The 25764-nt window shown below is 69.8% G+C and carries 20 protein-coding genes; 13 read left to right on the top strand and 7 right to left on the bottom strand.

The annotated features are described in order from the left end of the window. Window positions 1-153 precede the first annotated feature (153 nt). Window positions 154-2751: an ATP-dependent chaperone ClpB gene (gene clpB / locus ACLFRB_RS09260; protein ID WP_411068731.1), complete on the bottom strand. Its 2598-nt coding sequence runs from the start codon at window positions 2749-2751 to the stop codon at window positions 154-156. A gap of 554 nt (window positions 2752-3305) precedes the next feature. Here clpB and ACLFRB_RS09255 point away from each other — a divergent pair. The 3 genes from ACLFRB_RS09255 to ACLFRB_RS09245 all read left to right on the top strand — a co-directional run bounded on the left by ACLFRB_RS09255 (window position 3306) and on the right by ACLFRB_RS09245 (window position 10535). After that, the gene (locus tag ACLFRB_RS09255; RefSeq protein WP_411068730.1) at window positions 3306-7916 is read left to right on the top strand and encodes a glutamate synthase-related protein; all 4611 of its coding nucleotides are present in this window, start codon (window positions 3306-3308) and stop codon (window positions 7914-7916) included. Window positions 7917-8001: 85 nt separating this feature from the next. Then, window positions 8002-9477 (top strand): glutamate synthase subunit beta, encoded by a 1476-nt coding sequence (locus tag ACLFRB_RS09250; RefSeq protein ID WP_411068729.1) that lies wholly within the window; start codon window positions 8002-8004, stop codon window positions 9475-9477. Between the two features lie 260 nt (window positions 9478-9737). Beyond that, window positions 9738-10535, top strand: coding sequence for a hypothetical protein (locus ACLFRB_RS09245; protein WP_411068728.1), 798 nt, complete (start codon window positions 9738-9740; stop codon window positions 10533-10535). 21 nt (window positions 10536-10556) lie between these two features. On the opposite strand, the gene rsmI is transcribed toward ACLFRB_RS09245, so the two are convergent. Then, window positions 10557-11417 carry a 16S rRNA (cytidine(1402)-2'-O)-methyltransferase gene (rsmI, locus tag ACLFRB_RS09240; protein WP_411068727.1) on the bottom strand — a complete coding sequence of 287 codons (861 nt, stop codon included), beginning with the start codon at window positions 11415-11417 and terminating at the stop codon, window positions 10557-10559. 35 nt (window positions 11418-11452) lie between these two features. Here rsmI and ACLFRB_RS09235 point away from each other — a divergent pair, with 35 nt between their 5' ends. The 3 genes from ACLFRB_RS09235 (at window position 11453) to ACLFRB_RS09225 (ending at window position 14468) form a co-directional block, all read left to right on the top strand. Continuing rightward, window positions 11453-13363, top strand: coding sequence for a penicillin-binding protein activator (locus ACLFRB_RS09235; RefSeq protein ID WP_411068726.1), 1911 nt, complete (start codon window positions 11453-11455; stop codon window positions 13361-13363). A 117-nt stretch (window positions 13364-13480) separates the two neighbouring features. Beyond that, window positions 13481-13855 (top strand): YraN family protein, encoded by a 375-nt coding sequence (locus tag ACLFRB_RS09230; protein WP_411068725.1) that lies wholly within the window; start codon window positions 13481-13483, stop codon window positions 13853-13855. 1 nt (window position 13856) lies between these two features. After that, window positions 13857-14468, top strand: coding sequence for an SIS domain-containing protein (locus tag ACLFRB_RS09225; RefSeq protein ID WP_411068724.1), 612 nt, complete (start codon window positions 13857-13859; stop codon window positions 14466-14468). Between the two features lie 18 nt (window positions 14469-14486). Here ACLFRB_RS09225 and ACLFRB_RS09220 read toward each other — a convergent pair whose 3' ends face one another. From ACLFRB_RS09220 to ACLFRB_RS09210, 3 genes are all read right to left on the bottom strand, one after another. Then, window positions 14487-15782 carry a CCA tRNA nucleotidyltransferase gene (locus ACLFRB_RS09220; RefSeq protein ID WP_411068723.1) on the bottom strand — a complete coding sequence of 432 codons (1296 nt, stop codon included), beginning with the start codon at window positions 15780-15782 and terminating at the stop codon, window positions 14487-14489. 150 nt (window positions 15783-15932) lie between these two features. Beyond that, window positions 15933-16136, bottom strand: coding sequence for a hypothetical protein (locus tag ACLFRB_RS09215; RefSeq protein ID WP_411068722.1), 204 nt, complete (start codon window positions 16134-16136; stop codon window positions 15933-15935). Window positions 16137-16247: 111 nt separating this feature from the next. Then, window positions 16248-16394, bottom strand: coding sequence for a hypothetical protein (locus tag ACLFRB_RS09210; RefSeq protein WP_411068721.1), 147 nt, complete (start codon window positions 16392-16394; stop codon window positions 16248-16250). Between the two features lie 156 nt (window positions 16395-16550). Here ACLFRB_RS09210 and ACLFRB_RS09205 point away from each other — a divergent pair, with 156 nt between their 5' ends. Continuing rightward, window positions 16551-17720 carry a pyridoxal phosphate-dependent aminotransferase gene (locus ACLFRB_RS09205; RefSeq protein ID WP_411068720.1) on the top strand — a complete coding sequence of 390 codons (1170 nt, stop codon included), beginning with the start codon at window positions 16551-16553 and terminating at the stop codon, window positions 17718-17720. Between the two features lie 99 nt (window positions 17721-17819). On the opposite strand, the gene ACLFRB_RS09200 is transcribed toward ACLFRB_RS09205, so the two are convergent. Further along, window positions 17820-18482 carry an OmpA family protein gene (locus tag ACLFRB_RS09200; protein WP_411068719.1) on the bottom strand — a complete coding sequence of 221 codons (663 nt, stop codon included), beginning with the start codon at window positions 18480-18482 and terminating at the stop codon, window positions 17820-17822. A gap of 144 nt (window positions 18483-18626) precedes the next feature. Here ACLFRB_RS09200 and ACLFRB_RS09195 point away from each other — a divergent pair, with 144 nt between their 5' ends. From ACLFRB_RS09195 to ppx, 3 genes are all read left to right on the top strand, one after another. Beyond that, entirely contained in the window at window positions 18627-19517 is an 891-nt protein-coding gene (locus tag ACLFRB_RS09195) for an NAD(P)-dependent oxidoreductase (protein WP_411068718.1), read from the top strand. Between the two features lie 87 nt (window positions 19518-19604). Beyond that, on the top strand, window positions 19605-20108 hold the full coding sequence (locus ACLFRB_RS09190; protein ID WP_411068717.1) for a SixA phosphatase family protein: 504 nt from the start codon (window positions 19605-19607) through the stop codon (window positions 20106-20108). A gap of 13 nt (window positions 20109-20121) precedes the next feature. Next, window positions 20122-21624 carry an exopolyphosphatase gene (ppx, locus tag ACLFRB_RS09185; protein ID WP_411068716.1) on the top strand — a complete coding sequence of 501 codons (1503 nt, stop codon included), beginning with the start codon at window positions 20122-20124 and terminating at the stop codon, window positions 21622-21624. Between the two features lie 6 nt (window positions 21625-21630). Here ppx and ppk1 read toward each other — a convergent pair whose 3' ends face one another. After that, window positions 21631-23709 carry a polyphosphate kinase 1 gene (gene ppk1, locus ACLFRB_RS09180; RefSeq protein ID WP_411068715.1) on the bottom strand — a complete coding sequence of 693 codons (2079 nt, stop codon included), beginning with the start codon at window positions 23707-23709 and terminating at the stop codon, window positions 21631-21633. A 192-nt stretch (window positions 23710-23901) separates the two neighbouring features. On the opposite strand from ppk1, the gene ACLFRB_RS09175 reads away from it, so the two are divergent. From ACLFRB_RS09175 to ACLFRB_RS09165, 3 genes are all read left to right on the top strand, one after another. Next, window positions 23902-24084 carry a Lar family restriction alleviation protein gene (locus tag ACLFRB_RS09175; protein WP_411068714.1) on the top strand — a complete coding sequence of 61 codons (183 nt, stop codon included), beginning with the start codon at window positions 23902-23904 and terminating at the stop codon, window positions 24082-24084. An 86-nt stretch (window positions 24085-24170) separates the two neighbouring features. Beyond that, the gene (locus tag ACLFRB_RS09170; RefSeq protein ID WP_411068713.1) at window positions 24171-24386 is read left to right on the top strand and encodes a hypothetical protein; all 216 of its coding nucleotides are present in this window, start codon (window positions 24171-24173) and stop codon (window positions 24384-24386) included. Between the two features lie 792 nt (window positions 24387-25178). Beyond that, a complete protein-coding gene (locus ACLFRB_RS09165) occupies window positions 25179-25631 on the top strand; it encodes a MucR family transcriptional regulator (protein ID WP_411068712.1) in 453 nt (150 codons plus the stop codon). Window positions 25632-25764 lie beyond the last annotated feature (133 nt).

Genomic DNA, 25764 nt, shown 5'->3' with positions numbered 1-25764 from the left:
AGCGGCCAATGGCCGCGACCTATGCCCCCCTCAGGCAAGTCGTGGCTGATAGCCGCTCCCACAATCCTTTCCTGAGCCAACCGGATAGCCACAATTAAAAAAACGCCGCCCCTTGCCTGGGGCGGCGTTTTTGCGTCGCGGCGGGGGAAGGCCTCAGGCGGAGGCGGCCTGCACGTAGCCGTTCTCGCGCCGGTGGAAGACGAAGTCGCCGCCTTCCACGCCCACCTCGATCACGTCCCCGGGGTAGAAGTTGCCGGCGAGGATCTCCTTGGCCAGCGGGTTCTCGATCCGCTGCTGCAGCACCCGCTTGAGCGGCCGGGCGCCGTAGACCGGGTCGAAGCCCGCCTCGGCCACCTTCTCCAGGGCCTCCTCGGAGATCTCCAGATCCATGTCCTTGTCCCGCAGCCGGTCGCGCAGGTACTGGGACTGGATGCGCACGATCTCCTTGATCTGCGCCTGGTCGAGCTGCTGGAAGACGATGGTCTCGTCCACCCGGTTGAGGAACTCGGGCCGGAACTCGTCCTTGACCACGTCCATGACCGCCTCGCGGATGCGCTCCTCGCTCTCGCCGCTCATGGTGACGATGCGGTCGGAGCCGAGGTTGGAGGTCATGATCAGCACCGTGTTGCGGAAGTCCACGGTGCGGCCGTGGCCGTCGGTGAGCCGGCCGTCGTCGAGCACCTGCAGCAGGATGTTGAACACGTCCGGGTGCGCCTTCTCGATCTCGTCGAGCAGGATCACCGAGTAGGGCCGCCGCCGCACGGTCTCCGTCAGGTAGCCGCCCTCCTCGTAGCCCACGTAGCCCGGAGGCGCGCCGATCAGCCGGGCCACGGAGTGCTTCTCCATGTACTCGGACATGTCGATGCGCACCAGGGCCTCCTGGGAGTCGAACAGGAACTCCGCGAGGGCCTTGGTCAGCTCGGTCTTGCCCACGCCCGTGGGGCCGAGGAACAGGAAGCTGCCGATGGGCCGGTTGGGGTCGGAGAGCCCGGAGCGCGAGCGCCGGATGGCGTCGGCCACCGAGGTGACGGCCGTCTCCTGCCCCACCACGCGGTCGTGGAGGCGATCCTCCATCTTGAGCAGCTTCTCGCGCTCGCCCTCGAGCATCTTGGAGACCGGGATGCCGGTCCAGCGCGAGATCACCTCGGCCACCTCCTCGTCGGTAACCTCCTCGCGCAGCATGTCGTGCGGCGTCTCGGAGGTATCGGCGACCTTCTTCTCCAGCTCCGGGATCTTGCCGTATTGGATCTCGGCGACGCGGTTCAGGTCGCCGGCGCGCTGGGCCTGCTGCATCTCGGCCTTGGCGCGCTCCAGCTCCTCCTTGGCGTGCTGGTGCTCCTGGATGGCGCTCTTTTCGGCCTCCCAGCCCTTGGAGATCTCGGCGAGCTTGGCCTCCTGCTCGCTGATGGTCTCCTCGAGGTCCGCCAGACGCTTCTGGGAGGCCTCGTCGGACTCCTTCTTCAGCGCCTCGCGCTCGATCTTGAGCTGCATGAGGTGGCGCTCGATCTCGTCGATCTCCTCCGGCTTGGAGTCGATCTCCATGCGCAGCCGGGAGGCGGCCTCGTCGATGAGGTCGATGGCCTTGTCGGGCAGCTTGCGGTCGGTGATGTAGCGGTGCGACAGCTGCGCCGCCGCCACCAGGGCCGGGTCGGTGATGCGGACGCCGTGGTGGACCTCGTACTTCTCCTTCAGGCCGCGCAGGATGGCGACGGTGTCCTCCTCGGAGGGCTCGTTCACCATCACCTTCTGGAAGCGCCGCTCCAGGGCCGCGTCCTTCTCGATGTTCTCGCGGTACTCGTCGAGGGTGGTGGCGCCGATGCAGTGCAGCTCGCCGCGCGCCAGGGCGGGCTTGAGCATGTTGCCGGCGTCCATGGAGCCCTCGGCCTTGCCGGCGCCCACCATGGTGTGGATCTCGTCAATGAACAGGATGACCTGGCCTTCCTCCTGCTCGATCTCCTGGAGGACGCTCTTCATCCGCTCCTCGAAGTCGCCGCGGTACTTGGCACCGGCCATAAGCGCGCCCATGTCCAGGGACAGCACGCGCTTGTCGCGCAGGCCCTCGGACACCTCGCCGTTGACGATGCGCTGGGCCAGCCCCTCGACAATGGCGGTCTTGCCCACGCCGGCCTCGCCGATGAGCACCGGGTTGTTCTTGGTGCGCCGCTGCAGCACCTGCATGGTGCGCCGGATCTCGTCGTCGCGGCCGATCACCGGGTCGAGCTTGCCCTGTTGGGCGCGCTCGGTAAGGTCGATGGTGTACTTCTCCAGCGCCTCGCGCTGGTCCTCGGCGTTGGGGTCGTCCACCTTCTCGCCGCCAGTGACCTCTTCCACGGCCTTCTCCAGGGACTGCTTGTCCCCGCCGGCGTCGCGCAGCGCCTGACCGGCCGCGCCCTTGTCGTCGGTGAGGGCGAGCAGGAAATGCTCGGTGGCGATGTAGGAGTCGCCCCGCTTGCTGGCGGTCTTGTCGGCGGCGTTCAGGAGATTGCCGAGGTCGCGGGAGACGTAGATCTCCCCCGGCTCGCCGCCGGAGACCTGCGGCAGCTTGTCGATCTCGCGCCCGCAGGCCGAGCGCAGGGCGTCCACCTTCACCCCGGCCTTGGCCAGCACGGAGCGCGCCGAGCCCCCTTCCTGGTCGAGCATGGCGCACAGCAGGTGCACGGCCTCCACCTGCTGGTTGTCGTGCTGCAGGGCCATGCTCTGGGCCTCCTGGAGCGCCTGCTGAAATTTGGTGGTCAGCTTGTCGGTCCGCATGGGAACCCTCCGCTTGCGTGCGTTTCTGCCGGGGAAGGGGCGGGAATGGGCGCGCCATTCCGGCCGCTTCCCGTTTCGCCGGCACGGCCCTTCGGGGTGCCGGTAACCCTAGGTACTAGATGGGGATGCCGAACGGGTTTTCAACCGCCCTTATGCGGAAGGGGGCTTCCGCCCGCCCGGAGCGGCCCAACCGCCGTTCCCCTCCCCTCCGCTGGGCCAGCGCCCCGAACCGGCCCGCCGCTGGGGAATCCAAGCCGAGAGGACCCCTTCGTGGCAGGATGAAGGGGACCGCGTGGGTTGTCGTGCAAGAAGGAAAACGCTAGCCTCTTAAGGCTCGACTGAGACCTGACAACGGGTGGAGATTGGGCCCGTGACCCCTAACACCGGGCCGGGTGGGCCGCTCGCCAGAACCAGAGGGTTCGGGCGGCTCGCTCGGCCTCGCCGTGTCTGAAGCCCGCCCCGCTTCTCACCGGACGTTCGCTTGGGACCGCACCGCGCGGCTAGTACGGCGGCACCGGACCCCGGGCGGGGGCCAAAAGCGGAGATAGATATCCATGGCGCCACATTCGGATCGGACCAATCCTGGCCTGTACCAGCCGGGCATGCACAAGGACAACTGCGGTGTCGGCTTCGTGGTGGACATGCAGGGCCGCGTCACGCACCGGATCGTTGAGCAGGGCCTGGAGATCCTGCACAACCTGACTCACCGGGGCGCGGTGGGTGCCGACGCCTACACCGGCGACGGCGCCGGCATCCTCCTCCAGAAACCGCACGCCTTCCTGCAGAAGGCGGCCAAGGCGGCCGGCATCGAGCTGCCCGCCGATTCCGCCGACTACGGCGCCGGCCTGGTCTTCCTGCCCACCGACGACGCCGGGGCTCGCGAGTGCATGGCCACCGTGGAGCGGATCGCCGCCGAGGAAGGGCAGCGGGTCCTGGGCTGGCGCGAGGTGGAGGTCCATCCGGAGGAGATCGGCGACATCGCCCGCGAGATGCTGCCCACCATCCGGCAGGTCTTCATCGGCCGCGGCGAGGACACCCCCCGGGAGCGCTTCGAGCTCAAGCTGCTGGTGGCGCGCAAGCGGGTGGAGCACGCCATCGCCGACGAGCATCCGGAGTACGCCAACCACTTCTACATCCCGAGCCTCTCCAGCCGCACCCTCATCTACAAGGGCCTGCTGCTGGCGGAGCAGGTGCCGGCCTTCTACCCGGACCTCTCCGACCCGGACATGGTCTCCGCGCTGGCCCTGGTGCACCAGCGCTTCTCCACCAACACCCATCCCACCTGGCCGCTGGCGCAGCCCTTCCGGACGATCGCCCACAACGGCGAGATCAACACGGTGCAGGGCAACCACTACATGCTGCGCGCCCGCGAGGCGGCCATGGAGTCCGAGGCGTTCGGCGACGACCTGGAGAAGCTGTTCCCCACCATCGAGGACGGCCTCTCCGACTCCGCCAGCCTCGACGCCGCCATCGAGCTGCTCTCCGCGGCGGGCCGCTCCCTGCCCCACGTCATGATGATGCTCATCCCCGAGGCGTGGAGCACGGATCCGTTCATGCCCGAGGACCTGAAGGCCTTCTACGAGTACCACGCGACGCTCATGGAGCCGTGGGACGGCCCCGCCGCCGTGGCCTTCACCGACGGCACCCGCATCGGCGCCACCCTCGACCGCAACGGCCTGCGCCCGGCGCGCTACGTGGTCACCGACGACGACCTGGTGGTAATGGCCTCCGAGGTGGGCGTGCTGCCCATCCCCGAGGAGAAGATCGTCCTCAAGGAGCGCCTGCACCCGGGCAAGATCTTCATGGTGGACACCGAGCGCGGCCGCATCATCCCGGACCTGGAGCTCAAGCAGGAGACCCTGGCCCAGGCCCCCTACAAGGAGTGGGTGGCGGAGAACCTGCTGCGCCTCGACGAGATGCCCGAGCCCAAGGGCCCGGAGCGTGAGGGGCACCGGCCCCTGCGCGAGATGCAGCGCGCCTTCGGCTACACCTTCGAGGAGCTGAACATGCTCCTCAAGCCCATGGCCACCACCGGCGCCGAGAGCGTCGGCTCCATGGGCGACGACACCCCCATCGCGGTGCTCTCGGAGCGCCCGCGGTTGCTGTTCGACTACTTCAAGCAGCTGTTCGCCCAGGTGACCAACCCCGCCATCGACCCCATCCGGGAAGAGCAGGTGATGTCCCTGGTCTCCTACCTGGGCCCCGAGGGCAACCTCCTGGAGCAGACCCCGGAGCAGGCGCGACGGGTGGAGCTCAAGCAGCCGGTGCTGACCCAGGCCGACCTGGACAAGCTGCGCTTCTGCGACGACAGCGCCTGCCGCACCGAGCTCCTGGAGGCCACCTTCCCCGCCGCGGAGGGCCCCGAGGGCCTTCAGACCGGCCTGGACCGGCTCTGCGCGGCCGCCGAGGAGGCCGTGCGCGGCGGAGCCACCGTGCTGGTGCTCTCCGACTGGACCGTGGACGCGGAGCGCGCGCCCATCCCCAGCCTGCTGGCCACGGGCGCGGTGCACCACCACCTGATCCGCGCCGGCCTGCGCACCAAGACCAGCCTGGTGGTGGAGACCGGCGAGGCCCGCGAGGTGGCCCACTTCGCCCTGCTCATCGGCTACGGCGCCGGCGCCGTGCACCCCTACCTGGCCTTCGAGACCCTCGACGACATGCTCGAGCGCGGCATGCTCGACGAGCAGGCGGACCGGGACACGGTGCACCACCACTACATCAAGGCGGTGGGCAAGGGCCTGTTCAAGGTCTTCTCCAAGATGGGGATCTCCACCCTGCAGTCCTACTGCGGGGCGCAGATCTTCGAGGCCATCGGCCTGTCCCGGGAGCTGGTGGACAAGTACTTCCGCGGCACGGTGACCCAGATCGACGGCGCGGGCGTGCCCGAGATCGGCGCCGACGCCCTGGAGCGCCACGCCTTCGCCTACCACACGCCGCACACCTCCGAGCTGACCCTGGAGGACGGCGGCCAGTACCACTGGCGCGCCGACGGCGAGCGCCACAGCTGGAACCCCACCACCATCACCCTGCTGCAGCGCGCCTGCGCCACCCAGGACTTCGACCTCTACGGCAAGTTCTCCGAGGCGGTGAACGAGAACCGCCGGGAGGGCGGCGCCCTGCGCGGCCTGTTCCAGCTCGCCAACGAGGTGGAGGGGCACCCGGTGGAGGGCCCCGAGGCCGAGAGCAACGAGTGGTACGCCGCCACGCCCGAGAGCGCCGACCACCTCGGCCCGAAGGCCATCCCGCTGGAGGGGGTGGAGTCGGTGGAGTCCATCATGCGCCGCTTCACCACCGGCGCCATGTCCTTCGGCTCCATCTCCCGCGAGGCCCACGAGACCCTGGCCATCGCCATGAACCGCATCGGTGGCCGCTCCAACAGCGGCGAGGGCGGCGAGGACCCGGTGCGCTTCAAGCCCTACCCCAACGGCGACCTGGCGCGTTCGGCCATCAAGCAGATCGCCAGCGGCCGCTTCGGCGTGACCACCCACTACGCGGTGAACGCCGACGAGCTGCAGATCAAGGTGGCGCAGGGCGCCAAGCCCGGCGAGGGCGGCCAGCTGCCCGGGCACAAGGTGGACGAGAACATCGCCCGGGTGCGCTACGCCACCCCGGGGGTGAGCCTCATCTCGCCGCCGCCGCACCACGACATCTACTCCATCGAGGACCTGGCCCAGCTCATCTTCGACCTGAAGAACGTCAACCCGCAAGCCGACGTGTCGGTGAAGCTGGTGGCCAAGGCCGGGGTGGGCACGGTGGCGGCCGGCGTGGCCAAGGCCAAGGCTGACCTGATCACCGTCTCCGGCAACGCCGGCGGCACGGGGGCGAGCCCCAACACCTCCATCAAGCACGCCGGCATGCCCTGGGAGCTGGGCGTGGCCGAGACCCAGCAGGCCCTGGTGGCCAACGGCCTGCGCGACCGGGTGCGCCTGCAGACCGACGGCAACATGCTCAACGGCCGCGACGTGGTGATCGCCGCGCTCCTCGGCGCCGACGAGTACGCCTTCGGCACCACCGCCCTGGTGGTGGAGGGCTGCATCATGATGCGCAAGTGCCACCTCAACACCTGCCCGGTGGGCGTGGCCACCCAGGATCCCCACCTGCGCAAGAAGTTCACCGGCAAGCCCGAGGACGTGATCACCTACTTCCGCATGGTGGCGGAGGAGGTGCGGCAGTACATGGCCGAGCTGGGCTTCCGCAGCATGGACGACATGATCGGCCACACCGAGATGCTGGTGCCGCGCGACCTCTCCGGCCATCCCAAGGCCAGCGGCCTCGACCTGCGGCCCCTGCTCAAGCGGATGGACAGCGGCGCGGAGCCCCTGCATCAGGTCACCCGGCAGAAGCACGACATCGACGACATCCTGGACCGGCAGCTCATCGAGCGGGCCAAGCCGGCCCTGGACAACGCCACCCCGGTGGAATTCGAGTCCGAGATCCGCAACTCCAACCGCACCACCGCCACCATGCTCGCCGGTGAGGTGGCCAAGCGGTTCGGCCTGGAGGGCCTCCCCGAGGACACCATCCAGATCGCCTTCCGCGGTACCGCCGGGCAGAGCTTCGGGGCCTTCTGCCACAACGGCATGAGCCTGACCCTGGTGGGCGACGCCAACGACTACGTGGGCAAGGCCATGTCGGGCGGGCGCATCGTGGTGCGCATGCCGGAGGAGTCCCGGCTGGACCCCGAGGGCAACATCCTGGCCGGCAACGTCCTGCTGTACGGCGCCACCGGGGGCGAGCTGTTCGTGCAGGGCGTGGTGGGCGAGCGCTTCGGCGTCCGCAACTCCGGGGCCCACGCCGTGGCCGAGGGCTGCGGCGACCACGGCTGCGAGTACATGACCGGCGGCGCGGTGGCCATCCTCGGTAAGACGGGCCGCAACTTCGCCGCCGGCATGAGCGGCGGCGTGGCCTACGTGCTCGACGAGGACGACACCTTCGAGCAGCGCCTCAACACCGGCATGGTGGAGACGGAGCCCGTGGACCACGACGACGCCGACCTGCTCATGGAGATGATCGAGCGCCACGTGCGCTACACCGGCTCCGCCAAGGGCCAGCGGATCCTCGACCAGTGGCACAGCTACCGGCCGAAGTTCGTGAAGATCATCCCCACCGAGTACCGCCGCGTCATGGAGGCCCGCAAGCGCGAGGCGCGGACGGAGACGGCCTGAGAGGCTGTTTGGCTCGAGGCAACGGAAAACCGGGTCGCGGCGGGGACGCCGCTCCTACCACTGCTTTTCTCACGGAGGTTTGACCGTGGGTCAGATCGACGGCTTCATGAAATTCCCCCGGCACGGCGCGCCCCTGCGGCCGGTCGGAGACCGCCGGGAAGACTACCGGGAGCTCTATCAGGAGCAGTCCGATGAGGAGCTGGCCACCCAGGGCGCCCGCTGCATGGATTGCGGCATCCCCTACTGCCAGACCGACACGGGCTGCCCGGTGGACAACCTGATCCCCGAGTGGAACGACTTGGTCTACCGCGGCCAGTGGCACGAGGCCCTGTCCCGGCTCCACGAGACCAACAACTTCCCCGAGTTCACCGGCTGGCTGTGCCCGGCGCCCTGCGAGTCCTCCTGCACGCTGGACCTGGTGGAGAATTCGCCGGTCACCATCAAGAACATCGAGCGCAACATCATCGAGCGCGGCTTCGACGAGGGCTGGGTAGCGCCGGCGACGCCCGCCCCCGCCACCGGCTTCAAGGTTGCGGTGGTGGGCAGCGGCCCGGCCGGCCTCGCCGCCGCCCAGCAGCTCGCCCGCTGGGGCCACGCGGTGACGGTGCTCGAGAAGAACGACCGCCTGGGCGGCCTGCTGCGCTACGGCATCCCCGACTTCAAGATGCAGAAGTTCCGCATCGACCGGCGCCTGGAGCAGATGCGCGCCGAGGGCGTGGAGTTCCGCACCCGCGTCAACGTGGGCAAGGACGTCACCGCCGAGGAGCTGCGCGCCGAGTACGACGCCGTGATCCTCTCCGGCGGCGCCGAGAAGCCGCGCGACCACGACGTCCCCGGCCGCCACCTGGAAGGCATCCACTACGCCATGCCCTTCCTGGTGCAGCAGAACCGCATCAACGCCGGCGACACCATCCCCGAGGAGGAGCGCATCTCCGCCGAGGGCAAGCACGTGGTGATCATCGGTGGCGGCGACACCGGCGCCGACTGCGTGGGCACCTCCATCCGCCAGGGCGCCAAGAGCGTCAAGCAGCTCAACATCCACCCGGAGCCGCCGGAGGAGCGCTCGGAGAAGACGCCGTGGCCGGAATGGCCGCACAAGCGTCAGGACTCCACCTCCCACGACGAGGGCTGCGAGCGCCTGTGGAAGGTGTACGTGAAGTCCTTCGAGGACGACGGCACCGGCCGCGTGCACAAGGCCAACTGCGTCAAGGTGCAGTCCGCCCAGCGGCGGCCCGACGGCTCCCGCGAGCTGATCGAGGAGCCCGACGGCGATTTCGATCTGGAAGCGGACCTGGTGCTGCTGGCCATCGGCTTCCAGGGCCCCGAGAAGGGCCCGCTCCTGGAGGGTCTCGGCGTGGAGCTGGACAAGCGGGGCAACGCCACCGCCGACCCGGCCACGCGCATGACCAACGTGCCTGGCGTGTTCAGCGCCGGCGACATGTACCGCGGCGCCAGCCTCATCGTCTGGGCCATCCACGACGGCCGTCACGCCGCCGAAGGGGCCCACCGGTACCTGATGAAGCAGAAGGTGGCGCAGGGCCTGAAGGCCACCGCAGACTGAGGCCTTCCGGTCTCCGGGATACGAAAGGCGGCCCCCAGGGGCCGCCTTTTTCGTTTCGGTCAATGATCCGTGCGGCGAGGACGGGACGGGGTCTCGGGCATTTTTCCCCACCCGAGAGCTATTTAATCCACCCGGGGGATGGGGCATCCTTTTCCCAACCAGGAATGCGAAAGGGGACAGCCATGTGGATGCGCCTTCTCTGTGCCGGATTGGGCCTGCTCCTGGCGGCGCCGGTCGCCGCGGCTCCGTCCAAATCGAAAATGGCCCGGACCCTGATGGAAAAATCGGGGCTCGACACCACCATCAGCCACCTGCCCGACCAGTTCCATCAGGGGATCGACCAAGCCTCTCAGAGCAGCCCCCTGCCGGCAGAGGCCCAGTATGCCCTGCGCAAGGCCACGGACGAGGTGTTCGCCCCCGACGCCATCCGCGAGGAGGTGCACGCCCGGATCGTGGAGCGGATCTCCGAGGAGAACATGCGGGAGGTGATGGGCTTCCTCGACACCGAGCTAGGCCGCAAGCTCGTCTCCCTGGAGGAAGCCGCCGCCTCTCCCGCGGCAAGCCAGAAAGCCCTGCAGCAGGTAAACACCCTGCGCCGGCAATACCGGGAGAACAACCCGGAACGGCTCCAGCTGGTGGATGACTACATCGGCACCACTAGGGCGAACAAATTCACCACCGACTTCGTCGTCAACATGCAGACCGCCCTTACAGCCGGGATGCTGCAGGCCCTCTCCCCGGAGCAGGCGCCGCCGGTGGAGGAGATCCGGGAGCAGGTCGAGCAGAACCGCTTCCAGATCAAGGGCCAGGTGGGCCAGATGGTGAGCGCTCAGTTCCTCTACGGCTACCGCGACGCCAGCAACCAGGAGCTGCGGGAATACCTGGAATTCCTCGACAGCTCCGAGGGCCGGATTTACGGCCGCAAGCTGGCCGAGATCCTCGACGAGACCATGACCCGGCGCTCCCGCACCTTCGGGGAGGAGTTCGGCGGGTATCTGCAGGAAGCCGATGCCGAAGCCGACGAGGCGGAGCCGGAAAGCGGCTCCCAAGAAGGATAGGCCGGGTCACGGGCGGGATCCCTACTCGACCCCGCCCCATTCCATGGCCCGCCGATACAGGGCGTTCTTGGGCTGGCCGGTGATGCGGGCCGCCACCTTGGCCGCCCGGCTGGGGGGGAGCTCCTCCAGGAGCGCCGCCAGAACCGCCTCCCCCTCCACGGTGGCCATCCCGCTCTCCGCCGGCTCTTCCGGCGCCCCGGCCAGGCACAGGGTGAACTCGCCCCGCTGCTCCTCTGGGTGGGCGGCGAAGTGCTCCGCCAGTGCGCCCAGCGTCCCCCGCCGGTTGGTCTCGAACCGCTTGGTCAGCTCCCGCGTTACCATCGCCTCCCGCTCCGGCCCGCAGGCCGCCGCCAGCTCGTCCAGGAGGTCCTTTAAGCGGCGGGGGGACTCGAACAGCACCACGGTCCGCGGCTCCCGCGCGATGGCACGCAGCCGCGTCCGCCGGGCCTCCGCCTTGGTGGGCAGGAAGCCCTCGAAGGCGAAGCGGTTGGCGGGCAGGCCCGCCACGGAAAGCGCCGCGGTGACGGCGCTCGGTCCGGGGACTGCGCGCACCGGGACCCCCGCCATGTGGGCGGCCGCCACCAGTCGCCCCCCCGGATCGGAGACCGCTGGAACACCGGCATCGCTCACAAGAGCCAGATCCTCCCCCATGCGGAGCCGCTCCAGCAGCCGGGGGATGCGCTCGCTCTCGTTGTGGGCGTTCAGGGAGACCCGCTCCATGCGGGCCGTGGTGTCCGCGAGCAGCCGCTGCACATGGCGGGTGTCCTCCGCTACAATCGCCCTCGCCCCGCACAGCGTCTCCAGGGCACGCGGCGTGAGGTCGGCACGGTTGCCGATGGGGGTGCCGACCACGTATAAAATACCCGTTTCGTTTTCCTGCATGGCGCTCGCCTAACCGGAGAAAAGGGAAAATCCGCTTGCCACTTCCACGCCCGCTGCGCTCCACCCTGCTGTTCCTCGCCGCCGCCGTGACCCTCGGCGGCTGCGCCCCCGGTCCCGGCCCCGAGGGCCCGCTCCCCGAGACTCCCGAGGAAATGGAGCGAGCCGGGGCATTCACGGAGGCGGCGGAGGCCTATGCGCGCCAGGCGGAGGAGGCGACGGGCGAGGAGGCCGCCAGGCTGCGCTACCGCCAAGGCCGAGCCCTGGCCCTGGGCGGCGAGGACGTGGAGGCCCTTGGCGTGCTCGAGGAGCTGGTGGAAACCGAACAGGCCGAGCGCGCCGCTCTCCTGCGGGCCCGCATCCACATTCGCCACCAGCGCTTCGACGCCGCCCAGCGCCTCCTGGACAACCTCGTCGAGCAGCGCGGCGACATTGGAGCCCTGCCCACCGACCTCCAGGAGGAGGCCCTGGACTACGTGGCTCAGCTGGAGCTGGCGCAGGGCCGTCCCGAGGGGGCCTTCGATGCCCTGGTGGAGCGGCATCGCGTCCTGCGCGCCGAGGAGGAGCAAGAGGCGAACATTGCCCGGATCCGCTACCTGCTGGCCTCCGTGCCCGAGCAGGTGCTCACCGAGCGGATCGACCGGGTGGGCAAGGAGTTCCCGGGCGGCTACCTCCGCTTCGAGCGGATCATGCGCCGCTCCGCCCGCCAGCCCCTGGAGCGGACTGGTCAGCAGCTGGAGGAATGGCTGGAGACCTATTCGGGACACCCACTGGCCGATATTGTGCGCGACCGCCTCGACCGGGTCCAGGAGGCGCCCCTGCGCGTGGCCGTCCTGCTGCCCCTGGACTCCCGCTACCGGCCCCTGGCGGACGCCATCCTGCGCGGTATGCTCGCCGCCTACTACCAGACCGACCAGGGAGCCGGCATCCAACTGGATATCTTCGATACCGGCGGTAACGGCGAGGGCCTCGACCAGGCCCTGGAGCAGGTCTACACCGAGGATTACGCCGCCGTCATCGGCCCCCTGACCCGGGCCGCGGCCCGCGCCTACGCCGACCGCGAACAGCGGGGCTCCACGTTACCGCCAACCCTGCTGCTGAACACCACCAACAACTGGGCCAAGACAGACCGCAAAGTCTTCCAGGTGGGCCTCGATCCCGAAACCGAGGCAGCCCAGGTGGCCGAGCGGGCCTTCCAGGTGGGCCATAGGCGGGCGGGCATCCTCTTCCCCCAGACCCAATGGGGTGAACGCATGGTGGGTGCCTTCCAACAGCGCTGGGAAGAGCTGGGCGGCACCATCCGGGCCATGGAATCCTTCGATACAGATAGTTCCGACTATTCGGACACCCTCCAGACCTTCCTGGCCCTGGACCGGGTTTCCGCGCGCCGCCAGGGGCTCGAGCACACCCTGCAGGTGGACCTGCCCGAATACGACACCCCGCCCCGGCGCGAGGACCTGGACTTCCTGTTCCTTGCCTCGGAGACCCTCAACGCCCGGCTCATCCGCCCGCAGCTGGAATTCTTCGCCGCGGGGGACCTCCCGGTGCTGGCTACCAGCCACACGCACAGCCCGGACGACTCCCGCTCGGATCGCCGGGACATGGACGACATCCACTTCCAGCAGCTGCCGTGGTTCCTGGAGCCGCGCCCCGAGCACCAGCGGGCGGCGACTGCCATCGAGGAGAGCTATTCCGGTCAGCAGGCCGACATGGAGCGCCTCAACGCCCTGGGCTATGATGCCTATTCCCTGGTGGTTGGCGCTTGGCGGCGCTCCCTGCTGCTGGACGATCCTTTGGACCGGGCCTTGGCCAACATCCGCCTGGAAGGCGCCACCGGCCAGCTGGCCGCAGACGCCGACGGCCGCATCCAGAGGCAGCTACAATGGGCGGAATACCGCCATGGTCGCATTATTCCCCTTCCGGCCATGCTGACCCCCGCCGGTAAGTAGGCCCGGCGGTCCGGAGTCGCACGCCGTCCACCCGGTGTTTGAAGGCGAGGGTCCGTACCGTGAAAACCTCCTTAACGCCCTTCCTGGCCACCCCGCGGACGAGAGGGCTTCTCTGAGATGGTTCGCACTCCCGCCCAGCGCACCGGCGACGCCGCCGAGGAGCGGGCCCTCACCCACCTGCGGCGCCAGGGTGGCCACCGCACCGTGACGCGGAACTTCCGTGCCAAGGGGGGCGAGATCGACCTGATCACCCTGGAGGGGGAGGTGCTGGTGTTCACGGAGGTCCGAGCCCGGGCCGACAGCGACTTCGGCCACCCCGAGGAGACGGTGGGCCCGCGCAAGCAGCGGCGGCTGATCCAGGCGGCCCGGGTCTTCCTGGCTACCCATCCCGAGCACGCCGCCCGTTTCTGCCGTTTCGACGTGGTGGCCGTGGACGGCCGGGAGCTGCGCTGGATCCCCGACGCCTTCCGCCTGGACGCAACCTGGAGCTGAAATGGAGCAGCACGGACAGGACCCGACCGCCCGCATCGTCGGGCTATTCAACGAGAGCGCCGAGCTCAAGCGGCGCACCGGGGAGGAGCTCGCCCCCACCATTGTCGAGGCGGCCCGGCTGATCCGCGAGACCCTTCTGGCGGGCAACAAGGTGCTGGCCTGCGGAAACGGAGGCTCGGCGGGGGATGCCCAGCACTTCATCGGCGAGCTGGTGAACCGCTTCGAGATCGAGCGGCCGCCGCTGCCTGCCATCGCTTTGGGCACCAACCCCGTGACCGTTACCGCAACGGCCAACGACTACTCCTTCGAGGAGATCTACGCCAAGGAGGTCCAGGCCCTGGGCCAGGCGGGAGACCTGCTCATGGTGATCTCCACCAGCGGGCAGTCCGCCAACATCCTCCAGGGGGCGGAGGCGGCTATTGAGCGCGGCCTGCGCCTCCTGGTGCTCACGGGCGCCGACGGCGGCGAGCTGGCCGACCTCGCCCGCCCCGAAGAGGATCTGGTGCTGCGGGTGGACTCCCGCACCACGGCCCGCATCCAGGAGGTGCACATCCTCATTCTGCACAGCCTGTGCACGCTGGTTGACCAGGAGCTGTTCGGCGGCGGGGCGTGACTTTACTAGCCAGGGGGTTCATTCGTTGCCCAACCTCTCCCGCACCCACGCCATTCCTCCCGCCCGGTCGTTGAAGGCCCCGTCCAGCTGCGCCTGGAAGGCCGCCTCCAGCCACTCGCCCATGGCCGGGCCAGGCTCGACCCCCAGCTCCGCCAGGTCGCGGCCCTGCAAGATGGGCTCCGGCCGCTTCCCCAGCAGGTCCTCCGCCTCCCACCTTTCGCGGGCCCGCTCGCCGGCGGGGAAGCCGGCCGCCGGACCGTGCCCCGCCCGGTGCAGGGCGCTGCTCAGGCGCAGCAGGAGGTCGCTGTCCACTCGCGCCGCCAGCCGCCGGTAGGCGGAAGCACCTGCCCCCTCCGCGGCCAGCCGGGCGATGGTCGCCTGCTCCCGTACTAGGGCGGTCACCGTCCGGGTACGGTGACGGTTGCGGTCCACGCCGTGCAGGAACAGGGGAGCACGGGCCGCCGCCACGGCTGCGTGCCCCGGGGTCCGCAGCCGCCCACCCCGCCGCAAGGTGGCATCCGGCCGGCCGGCCCCCGCGAGCAGGGCCCCAAGCATGAGCGGCCAGTCGCGCTCCCGCTCTCCCACCCGTTCCCCGGCGGCGGCCTCCAGAGCGGCCCGGGTCCGCCCCCAGGCGCTGTCCGCCGCCGCGTCCGGGCAGCCCAGGAGCCGGACCAGATGGGGGAAATGGCGCTCGGCCCCGGTGTAGATCAGGGCATCCAGCCCCTTGCCGGGATGCCGGGCGCCCAGCAGCCACCGCTCCAGCTCCTGGCCGATGCGCTCCCAGGCCACCCCGCCCAGGGCGAGCCGCCGGCACAGGGCCGCGGTACGGGGATGGATGCGGAGCTCCAGCTCGGCGTGCAGCCGCACCACCCGCAGCAACCGCAGGGGATCCTCGCCGAAGGTGGCGGGGTCCACGTGGCGCAGCAGGCCGCGCCGGAGGTCCCCCCGGCCGTCGTGGAAATCCAGGATCTCCCCGGTGCGGGGATCGCGGAGAAGGGCGTTGATGGTGAGGTCGCGGCGGCAGGTGGCCCACTCGGGGGGAAGGTGGGGATCCTCCACCCCGCCCGGTCCCTGCGGGAGGGCGATCTCCATGCCGCGCAGCACGTAGACCCCCTGCCGCGCCCCCACCCGGCGCACGGAGCCGAAGCGGGCGATCACGGCCTCCAGATCCGGGGGCTCCAGGCCGTAGACCTCGAGGTCCACGTCCCGGGGGGGGCGTCCCAGGAGCCGGTCGCGCACGGCGCCGCCCGCTTCCAGGGCCCGGCCGCCGGCCGCATGCACGGCGTCGGCGAGCCCGCCGATCAGCTCGGACATCCATCCACCTCCCGCATTCGGACAGGGATATCCTGCGGGGGAAGCGATGGATGGACAAGGCGCCGGAAGCGGAGGACGAACGGGGCACGGGCCGATTCCGGATGGGGCCCGTCCTCGGCAGCGTGCCCCGGCGGACAGCCGGCTCACCGGCTACATGCCGCCGCCTCCCTGGTCTTCCTGGTCTTCCTGGTCTTCCTGGTCCTGCTGCTCCTGGCCATCCTGCATGCCGTCCTGCATGCCGTCCTGTTCCATCTGATCCCCTTGGTCCTGCTGGCCACCGCCGTCGCAGGCGGTCATGGCGAGAAACAGGACGAACACTAGAGAAAACCAGAGGGACGAGCTCGACGTCTTCATCACCAGCTCCTTATTAAGAGATCCGGGCATACCGCCGTCCACGGACGAGCGCCTATCCCCTCCATCCGGGATCCCCCCGGGATGGATCGGGGACCGTGCGCGGCCATGCCGTTATTCGGTGGCCTCCTCGGCATCCTCGGCCGCTTCGTCCACCTCTTCACCGGCCTCTTCGGCCGGCCCCTCTCCCTCGCACGCCGTCAGACCGATCACTACGGCAAAGAGAAGGGGTAGGAAACGGGCAGGCTTCTTGCGGGGCATCGCAGACGCTCCTGTTTCAAGTGGGCCCGGAGGCATTGCCAAGCTGACTCCCCCATTTCTGGCCCTTTTTCCGATGGCTGGCCATGCGGGAAGCCCCTATCGAGGCCACCCGGGCCCCGCCCCCTCGGCTGGGCCGACGTGCTACCCTTGCGCCTCATGAGCAGTCCATTCCCCCACGCCGCGCGCATGGGCCACATCGCCCCCTTCCACGTCATGGACCTCCTGGCCCGCGCCCGGGCCATGGAAGCGGCGGGGCACGACGTGGTCCACATGGAAGTGGGCGAGCCAGACTTCCCCACCCCGGAGCCGGTGCTCCGGGCCGGGCGGCAGGCCCTTGCCGACGGCCAAACCGGCTACACCCCGGCCAGGGGACTTCCCGCTTTGCGCGAGGCCATCGCCGGGCTCTATGAGCGCCGCCACGGCGTGGCGGTGGATCCCGCGCGGATCGTCGTCACCCCCGGCGCCTCGGGGGCCCTGCAGCTGGTGATGGGGGTGCTCCTGAACCCCGGTGACCGGGTTCTGCTCCCCGATCCCGGCTACCCCTGCAACCGCCATTTCGTGCGCCTGTTCGAGGGGGAGAGTCGGGCCGTCCCGGTGGGCCCGGAGACGGACTACCAGCTGGAGGCGGGCCACCTGAAGGCGGCCTGGGACGAGCGCACGGTGGCGGCCATGGTAGGTTCCCCGGCCAATCCCACGGGTACGGTAGCGGAGCGGGAGCTACTCCGGGCCCTGAACGACGCCGCCCGGGAGCGCGGCGGGGTGCTGGTGGTGGACGAGATCTACCACGGGCTGGTCTACGGCGGGGAGGCGCCCACGGCCCTTTCGGTCACCGACGAGGCCTTCGTCATCAACAGCTTCTCCAAGTACTTCGGCATGACCGGCTGGCGCCTGGGGTGGATCGTGGCGCCGGAGGCCTACGTGGGGGATCTGGACAAGCTGGCGGGCAACATCTTCCTCTCCCCCTCCGCACCCGCCCAGCACGCGGCGCTGGCGGCCTTCACCGGGGAGACCGAAGCGATCCTGGAGGAGCGGCGGGCCGCCTTCCGGGAGCGGCGGGACTTCCTGCTGCCGGCCCTGCGCGAGCTGGGCTTCCGCCTGCCCGGCGCGCCACGCGGCGCCTTCTACCTGTACGCCGACTGCAGCCCCTTCACCGACGACAGCTTCGCCTTCGCGCGGCGGGTACTGGAGGAGGCGGGGGTGGCCATCACGCCCGGCATCGACTTCGGCGCCCACCGCGCCGGGGAGCACGTCCGCTTCGCCTACACCACCGACCTGGACCGGCTCGCCGAGGGGGTAGAGCGCCTGTGGGCCTTTGTCACCGCCTGAAGCCCGAGCCCTGCACCCTTCAACACAACGACGCCCCGCCCTTCCCCTTGCAGGGATCGGGACGGGGCGCCGTTGAGCCGCCTTGTGCTGCGGCCGGGCCTACTTCGTCACCGGCTCCAGGGTAAGCTCCACCCGCCGGTTCTGGGCACGCCCCTCGGCGGTATCATTGGAGGCCACGAAGTGGCTCTCGCCGTAGCCCCGGGTGACGAGGCGTTCCTCCAGGATCCCCTGGCCGCGAAGGTAGGAAGCCACGGCCTCCGCGCGACGCTCCGAAAGCCGCTGGTTGTAGCTCTCAGAACCGGTGCTGTCGGTGAATCCGGCCACGTGGATCACGGTCTTTTCGTACTCCTCAAGGACCTTGGCCACGCTGCCCAGCACGTCGAAGAACTCGGCGTTCAGGCTGCTGCTGTCGTGCTCGAAGGTCACGTTGCCGGGCATGTTGAGCACCAGTTGATCGCCCTCACGGGTCACACCGACCCCCGTGCCCTCCAGCTCCTGACGGAGCTCGGCCTCCTGCTGATCCATGTAGCCACCCACCGCACCGCCGGCCAGGGCGCCGATGCCGGCCCCGACCACCGCCCGTTTGGCATCATGGTTGCCGGTGATCAGACCGGCCACGGCGCCGGTGGCCGCGCCGATGGCCGCGCCCTTGGTGGCTTTGCTGGTCTGCTCCTCGCCGGTGTAGGGGTTGGTGGTAGTGCAGGAGGCCGCCGCCACACTGGCCATCACACACACGGCAATAAAGGAACGGGTACGCGGCATCAGGTGCTCCTCCGAATGCGATCTTTTAACCTTACCCCCGGATGGTGGCGGAATGGGGCGGTTCCCCGAACCCTCCCCCGCGGGGCCTTGCCGCATTACCATACCCGAATCGACAAGCGGCATCTTCCCTACAGGAGCAAGACCGTGACCGAGCGAGTGGGATTCATCGGGCTTGGCGCCATGGGCACCCCCATGGCCTGGAACGTGCACGGCAGAGGATACGAGCTGGGGGTCTTCAACCGCACCCCGGCCAAGACCCGCCCCTTCGCCGACGAGGGGGTCACCGTCTTCAGCACCCCGGCGATTTTGACCGCCGAATCGGACATGGTGGTCATCATGGTCACCAGCTCCGAGGCGCTGGACACCGTGCTCTACGGCGACGCCGGGGTGCTGGCCGGGCTCGGCCGGGGCAATGCGGTGGTCAACATGGGCACCGTCTCCCCGGAGGCCACGCGGGAGGCGGCGGAGGCGGTGCACGCCATGGGGGGCCGCTTCATCGACGCCCCGGTGTCGGGGACGGTCAAGCCCGCCGAGGAGGGCAACCTGGTGGTGCTGGCGGGCGGACTCGCCGAGGACGTGGAGCGCGTGCGCCCCGTGCTAGAGGCCATGGGCAAGGCGGTGGTGCACTGCGGGGACATCCCCCAGGGCACCCACATGAAGCTGGTGCTCAACCTGATGCTGGGCAACCTCATGCAGAGCCTGGCCGAGGGACTGAGCCTGGGACGGGCCCTGGAGCTGGACCCGGAGCAGATGCTGGAGGCCATCGACGGCGGGCCGCTGGGCGCTCCCCTGTTCCGCATGAAGGGGGGCAACATCCTTGCCGGGGACTTCGCCAAGCAGTTCCCCGTGGACTTGCTGGCCAAGGACCTCGACCTGGTGACCGGGACCGCCGCCAAGGCCGCCGTGCCCCTGCCCCAGACGGCGGCAACCCGGGAGAGCGTCAACGCCGCCCGGGCCCTGGGCCACGGCGACGAGGACATGGCGGCACTGATCCGGGTCCTGGAGCGGCTCACCGGGGCCGAGGTCCGCTCCTGAGCCGCGACTCCGGCCGGCATTCCCAAGGCCTGCCGGCTTGCCCATAATGCCCGCAGGGACCCAGTCCATCCCACGCAGGGGAGCCCCATGAAATCCGTCATCCTCATCCGGCACGGGACCGCGGAGGACGTGGCCGCCGACGGCCGGGACGAAAGCCGCGAGCTGACCCCCGAAGGGCAACGGGAGGTGGAAGGCGTCGCCCGGGGCCTGCGCACCCAGGTGCCCAAGCTGCACCTGGTGGCCTCCAGCCCGGCCCAGCGGGCGGTGCAGACGGCCGAGACCGTCGCCCGCATCTTCAACGACCCCGCCTTCATCCGCACCGACACCCTGGCCTCCGGACGCCGGCCCCGGGACCAGTTGGGCTGGCTGTGGCAGACCCCGCCCAACGAGGTGGTGGCCCTGGTGGGCCACGAGCCGGACCTGGGCAATCTGGTGGCGCTGGCGCTGGCGGGGGTGGACTGGAGCTTCCACCACTTCGCCAAAGGCGGTGCCTGCATGCTCTCCCTGCCGGACAACGCCGAGCCGGCCACCGCGACCCTCCAGTGGGCCCTCACCCCCGCCCAGGCCCGAGCCCTGGCCGGCAGCCCCTGACCGCGAGGGCGCCTTGGCCACCGAAACCGCCCCCCAGACCGTCGCCGCCGTCGACCTCGGCTCCAACAGCTTCCACCTCATTGTCGCCCGGGTCCGCCCCGGCGAGCTCATGGTCCTCGACCGCCTCAAGGAGATGGTGCGGCTCGCCGGCGGACTGCGTGCGGACCGCACCCTGGACCCGGAGGTCCAGGAGCACGCCCTCGCCTGCCTGACCCGCTTCGGCCAGCGCCTGCAGGGGCTGCCCGCCGACCGGGTGCGGGTGGTGGGCACCAACACGCTGCGCAGCGCCCGGAACGCCGGCGCCTTCCTGGAGCGGGCGGAGGCGGCCCTGGGCCACCCCGTCGAGATCGTCTCGGGCATGGAGGAGGCGCGCCTGATCTACCTGGGCGTGGCCCACAGCCTTGCCGTCGACCCCACCGACCGTCGCCTGGTGGTGGACATCGGCGGCGGCTCCACGGAGCTGATCGTCGGCGACGGCTACACGCCGCGGCGCATGGAGAGCCTGTACACGGGCTGCGTCTCCCTGACCCGAAAGCACTTCCCCGACGGCGGCATCACCGCCGCGCGCTTCCGGCGCGCCTACCTGGCGGCCTGCCAGGAGCTGGAGCCCTGGGGGGAGGCCTTCCGCACACTGGGCTGGGACGAGGCGGTTGGCGCGTCGGGGACCATCCGCGCCGCCGCCAAGGTCCTGGACGCGGCGGGCTGGGGTGAGGACGGGATCACCCGGGACGGGCTGGAGCGGGTCCGCGACGCCCTGATCCGGGCGGGTCACGCGGACAGGCTGGACCTCAAGGGCCTGGGCGCCAACCGGGCCCCGGTCTTCGCCAGCGGGGTGGCCATCCTGCTGGCCGCCTTCGAGATGCTGGGCATCGAGCGCATGGGGGCCGCCGAGGGCGCCCTGCGGGAGGGGGTGCTCCACGACCTGATGGGGCGCATCCGCCACGAGGACGTGCGCGAGACCAGCGTGGCGGCCCTCGGCGAGCGCTACCACGTGGACCCGGCCCAGGCGGAGCGGGTGGCCGCCACCGCCACCCACCTCCTGGAGCGGGCGGCCCCGGGCTGGGAGCTGGATCCGGCCTGGGCCGGCCCCTACCTGCGCTGGGCGGCCGGGCTGCACGAGATCGGTCTGGACATCGCCCACGGCGGCTACCACAAGCACGGCGCCTACGTGGCCGCCAACGCCGACCTCCTGGGCTTCACCCGGGAGGAGCAGAGCCTCCTCGCCGCCCTCATCCGCGCCCACCGCCGGAAATTCCCGGGGGGACCCTTCAAGGCCCTGCCGGACCGCTGGGTCCGACCGGCGCGCCAGCTGGCGGTGCTCCTGCGCCTGGCCGCGGTGCTCCACCGCAACCGGCGGCCCTTGCCCCTGCCCGAGCTCGAAGCGGACGCCCGGGAGGGGACGCTCCGGCTCCGTTTCCCCGGCGGCTGGCTGGAGGAGCATCCCCTGACCCGCGCCGACCTGGAGCAGGAGGCGGAATTCCTGGCCGCCGCCGGCTTTACGCTCCGGATTGCGTAGGGGGCGCTAAAGCTCCTCGGCCAGGTCCTCCAGCAGGGCCTGCTGGGCGGAGAAGGGGGCCTCGCCCTCCCCCGGCTCCGCCCGGCGGTAGGCCCCGTCGCTGTGGAGCAGCCAGGCCTGGGTGTTGTCCCGCAGGTAGGCGTCCAGCTCCCGGAGCAGGCGGGCGCGCAGCCGGGGATCGCGGATGGGGAAGGCCACCTCCACCCGGCGGAAGAAGTTGCGCTCCATCCAGTCAGCGCTGGAGCCGTACAGCTCGGGGCTGCCGCCGTTCTCGAAGTAGTAGACGCGGGTGTGCTCCAGGAACCGCCCCACCACCGAGCGCACCCGGATGTTGTCCGAGATCCCCTCCACCCCGGGGCGCAGGCAGCACATGCCGCGCACCACCAGGTCGATGGGCACCCCCGCCATGGAGGCCCGGTAGAGGTCGCGGATGAGCCGGGACTCCACCAGCGAGTTGACCTTGGCGATGATGCGCGCCGGCCGGCCCGCCTCGGCGTTCTTCCGCTCGCGTTTGATCTTGTCGCGCAGGGCGTCGTGCAGGGTGAAGGGCGCCTGCAGCAGGTCGTTCAGGTCCGAGGCCCGGCCCAGGCTGGTGAGCTGCAGGAAGACCTTGTGCACGTCCTCGCCGATGCGGGGGTCGGTGGTGAGCAGGCCGTAGTCCGTGTAGAGGCGGGCGGTGCGGGGATGGTAGTTGCCCGTGCCGAGGTGGACGTACTGGCGCAGCCGGCCCCCCTCCCGGCGCACCACCAGGATCAGCTTGGCGTGGGTCTTGTACCCCACCACCCCGTAGACCACGTGCGCCCCGGCCTCCTGCAGGCGGTTGGCCAGGGCGATGTTGGCCTCCTCGTCGAAGCGGGCGCGCAGCTCCACCACCACCGTCACCTCCTTGCCGGCGCGGGCGGCCTGCACCAGGGCGTCCACCACCGCCGATTCCGGCCCGGTGCGGTAGAGGGTCTGCTTGATGGCCAGAACGTGGGGATCCGCCGCGGCCTGGCGCAGGAAGTCCACCACCGGGGTGAAGGACTCGAAGGGATGGTGGAGCAGCACGTCCCGCTCGCGAAGCACGGCGAACAGGTCCGGCTGGTGGGCGATCTCCGGGGGCAGGCCGGGGGTGAAGCCGGTGTGCTTGAGGTCGGGGCGGTTTACCAGATCCGGGATGGCCAGCAGGCGGTTGAGGTTGACCGGCCCGTTGACCCGGTAGAAGTCCTCCCGGCCGAGGCCGAACTCCTCCAGGAGGTAGTCGGCCATATCGTCGGGGCAGTTGTCCGCCACCTCCAGGCGCACGGCGGCCCCGTAGCGGCGCTGGGGGAGCTCCCCCTCCAGGGCCCGGCGCAGGTCGTCGATCTCCTCCTCGTCCACGAACAGGTCGGAGTTGCGCGTGACCCGGAACTGGTAGCAGCCGGTGACGGTCATCCCCGGGAACAGCTCGTCCACGAAGGCGTGGATGATGGAGGAGAGGAAGACGAAATCGTAGGGCCCGCTGTCCGTCTCCTCGGGCGGCAGCTGGATGAGGCGCGGCAGCGCCCGCGGCGCCTGCACCACCGCCACCCCGCCGCTGCGGCCGAAGGCGTCCCGGCCCTGGAGGCTGACGACGAAGTTCAGGGACTTGTTGAGGATGCGCGGAAAGGGATGGGCGGGGTCCAGCCCCAGGGGCGACAGGATGGGCAGCAGCTCTTCCCGGAAGTAGCGGTGCAGCCAGCCGCGCTGCGCCTCGCTCCAGGCACCGCGACGGATGAAGCGGACCCCCTCCGCCTCCAGCGCTGGCACCAAGTCCTCGTTGAGGACGCGGTACTGATCCTCCACCAGGGCGTGGGCCTCCTCGCCGATGACATCCATCACCTCCGTGGGGGTGCGGTTGTCCGGACCCACCTGGGTGACCCCCAGCTCGATGCGCTGCTTGAGCCCCGCCACCCGGATCTCGAAGAACTCGTCCAGGTTGGTGGAGGAGATGCAGAGGAACTTGAGCCGCTCCAGCAGGGGGACGTCCGGGTCCCGGGCCTGCTCCAGCACCCGGGCGTTGAAGGCGAGCAGGGAGAGCAGGCGATTGATGTAGAGCTGTGGCTGCTTGAGGTCGGGGCGTTCCATGGCGCCGTGCGGATTCCCTGTGGGCTGCCGTCGTTCGGGGCCGCGGAATTCGTGCGCCGCGCCCCGGTCTCTCCTATCATAGGGCCGTGCCGGATCCCTCGTCGCCCCGTGACCCGGGCGGCAAGGCAGGCCCGGCCGCCTTTCCCAACTGGGCCCATCAACCCGCGGCCTATGGCCTTCGGAGGACCGATCATGAATGAAGACCTGAAGCCCTGCCCGTTCTGCGGCGGCACGGACCTGGAGATCCTGGAGATCGATGAGGGATTCTGCGCCGTGGCCTGCGAGACCTGCGACGCCTTCGGACCCATGGGAATGGGCCACGACGGGGCGCGCCAGGAGTGGAACCACCGGGTGGTGGAGGTTGACCCCTATTGATCCCGTTCCGGCCGGCCCGGAGAATTCGGGGGCCGGAACGGGGAGTATGACACTCCCGCGCCCGCTAGGACACTGGAGGACGAATCATGGACGCTCCCGCCGATGACGCCCTGCCCGTACGGTACTGGATCGGAGTGGACCGGCAGGCGGAGGATGGGCGCCGCGTGCTCGCGGAGGCCCTGAGCCCGGCCTACACCGATTTCGGCTCCGCCCTGGTGGCCTTGAAGGAGATCCAGGTCCGGCGTCCGGACGCCCGGGTGATCGCGGAGACGGACTTCAGCCGGACCCCGGGGGACCAATAGCCGGAGGCCTGTTCCCGCCCCCTGCGTAGGGGGCCTCCCACCGCCACCCGCTTCCCTGCCTGCGCCCCGCCCCCTTCGGGGCCTGGCCATCCAGCCTTTATAGCCGCCTACCGAGACCCACGCGCCCCTTCCGGGCCCAGGGCCCACCGTTGTGCTCCGGGAGAATTCGCGAAGCCGCCGGGGACTGGGGACCAGCCTCGGCTCATACGGGCGGAGGGACGAAAAGGATCGCCCCCGCACCTTCCGACCGGGCAGGGAGGGGAAAACCCGGTTCGGAAGGGCGGGGACGCCCAGGATGCGGGGGAGGAACGACCCCGTCGACTAGAGGGGTCGACCCCCGCAGTTCAGCCGAAGAGCACCACGGAGAAGAAGCTCGCCAGCCCCAGGGCCGCCAGGCCGAAGACCACGAGGAGGGGCAGGTTTTCCAGGAAGTCTTCCATCTTGGTGGTGGAATCCATAGGAGCCTCCTTTGACGCGTGGGGTGCGGGACAACCTGGCCAGGAGGAAACTTCGTGGGCGTCCCGCACCGGTTTACCCTCATTCCACCTACGGTCTTTAAACCATATTCCACTTGCGGTTTCAACCCCCCCCCTCCGGATGCGCGCCCGACCTCCCTTCGATGTACGGATTGCCCCGAAGGATGCCAAGGGCGAACGGCTTTACTTGTACAACATTTCTCTGAAATGATGCTTTGAATGGACTTGCTATTCTGCAAGGGAAACTATTTTGGAAAAAAGGACTCTATGTATGTATACTCCGATCCCTCCGAACCAACCAGGAAGGAGACATTCTTTGGGAACCCGTGAGCTTGCTGCCCAGATCGCTGCGAACTACGCCGCCAATGCCGAATCGGCGCAAGAGGTTCTCCAGCTCCTGCAGGACTCGTACAGCACCCTCGCCAAGATGGAAGGGGAGGGCCCGGCGCCTGCAACGGAAGGGGAGGCCGAGGAGACCCAGGAAGGGGGGACCGAGAAGCGCGAACCGATCATGTCGCCGCAGAAGGCCATCGGCAAAGACAAGCTGACCTGCCTGGTCTGTGGCAAGCAGTTCAAGACCCTCAAGCGCCACCTGAACAACGCCCACGGCATGACCCCACAGCAATACAGGGATGCCTTCGGTCTGGATCGGGACTACCCCCTGGTGGCCCCGAACCTCTCCGAGCAGCGTGCGAAGGTGGCCAAGGAGCGCGGTCTCGGGGAACGGCTCGCCGAGGCCCGGCGCAAGCAGCGGGAAGGCAAGTCCTGAGGCAGGGTTCCGGCTCGGCCCAGGGAAAGACCGGTGGCGGGGCCACCGGTCTTTTTTCATGGCCCCCTCGGGAAGGCGTGCAGGCGTTACGGGGACAGGGTGGGACCGGGGGGGACGGCAGGCGGCAAAAAAA

It is taken from the genome of Thiohalorhabdus sp., from assembly GCF_046545655.1.
In the GTDB taxonomy this organism is placed as follows: Bacteria; Pseudomonadota; Gammaproteobacteria; order Thiohalorhabdales; family Thiohalorhabdaceae; genus Thiohalorhabdus.
The sequence above is the reverse complement of the archived record's forward strand: the minus strand, read 5'-3'. Positions and strand labels throughout refer to the sequence as shown.

Coding starts and splice junctions, on each gene's coding strand:
- ACLFRB_RS09210 (WP_411068721.1), bottom strand. CDS start 16,394: ATGCCCCGCAAGAAGCCTGCCCGTTTCCTACCCCTTCTCTTTGCCGTA.
- ACLFRB_RS09215 (WP_411068722.1), bottom strand. CDS start 16,136: ATGAAGACGTCGAGCTCGTCCCTCTGGTTTTCTCTAGTGTTCGTCCTG.
- ACLFRB_RS09220 (WP_411068723.1), bottom strand. CDS start 15,782: ATGTCCGAGCTGATCGGCGGGCTCGCCGACGCCGTGCATGCGGCCGGC.
- ACLFRB_RS09255 (WP_411068730.1), top strand. CDS start 3,306: ATGGCGCCACATTCGGATCGGACCAATCCTGGCCTGTACCAGCCGGGC.
- ACLFRB_RS09190 (WP_411068717.1), top strand. CDS start 19,605: ATGAAATCCGTCATCCTCATCCGGCACGGGACCGCGGAGGACGTGGCC.
- ACLFRB_RS09230 (WP_411068725.1), top strand. CDS start 13,481: ATGGTTCGCACTCCCGCCCAGCGCACCGGCGACGCCGCCGAGGAGCGG.
- clpB (WP_411068731.1), bottom strand. CDS start 2,751: ATGCGGACCGACAAGCTGACCACCAAATTTCAGCAGGCGCTCCAGGAG.
- rsmI (WP_411068727.1), bottom strand. CDS start 11,417: ATGCAGGAAAACGAAACGGGTATTTTATACGTGGTCGGCACCCCCATC.
- ACLFRB_RS09205 (WP_411068720.1), top strand. CDS start 16,551: ATGAGCAGTCCATTCCCCCACGCCGCGCGCATGGGCCACATCGCCCCC.
- ACLFRB_RS09175 (WP_411068714.1), top strand. CDS start 23,902: ATGAATGAAGACCTGAAGCCCTGCCCGTTCTGCGGCGGCACGGACCTG.
- ACLFRB_RS09170 (WP_411068713.1), top strand. CDS start 24,171: ATGGACGCTCCCGCCGATGACGCCCTGCCCGTACGGTACTGGATCGGA.
- ACLFRB_RS09245 (WP_411068728.1), top strand. CDS start 9,738: ATGGCCCGGACCCTGATGGAAAAATCGGGGCTCGACACCACCATCAGC.
- ACLFRB_RS09225 (WP_411068724.1), top strand. CDS start 13,857: ATGGAGCAGCACGGACAGGACCCGACCGCCCGCATCGTCGGGCTATTC.
- ppk1 (WP_411068715.1), bottom strand. CDS start 23,709: ATGGAACGCCCCGACCTCAAGCAGCCACAGCTCTACATCAATCGCCTG.
- ACLFRB_RS09200 (WP_411068719.1), bottom strand. CDS start 18,482: ATGCCGCGTACCCGTTCCTTTATTGCCGTGTGTGTGATGGCCAGTGTG.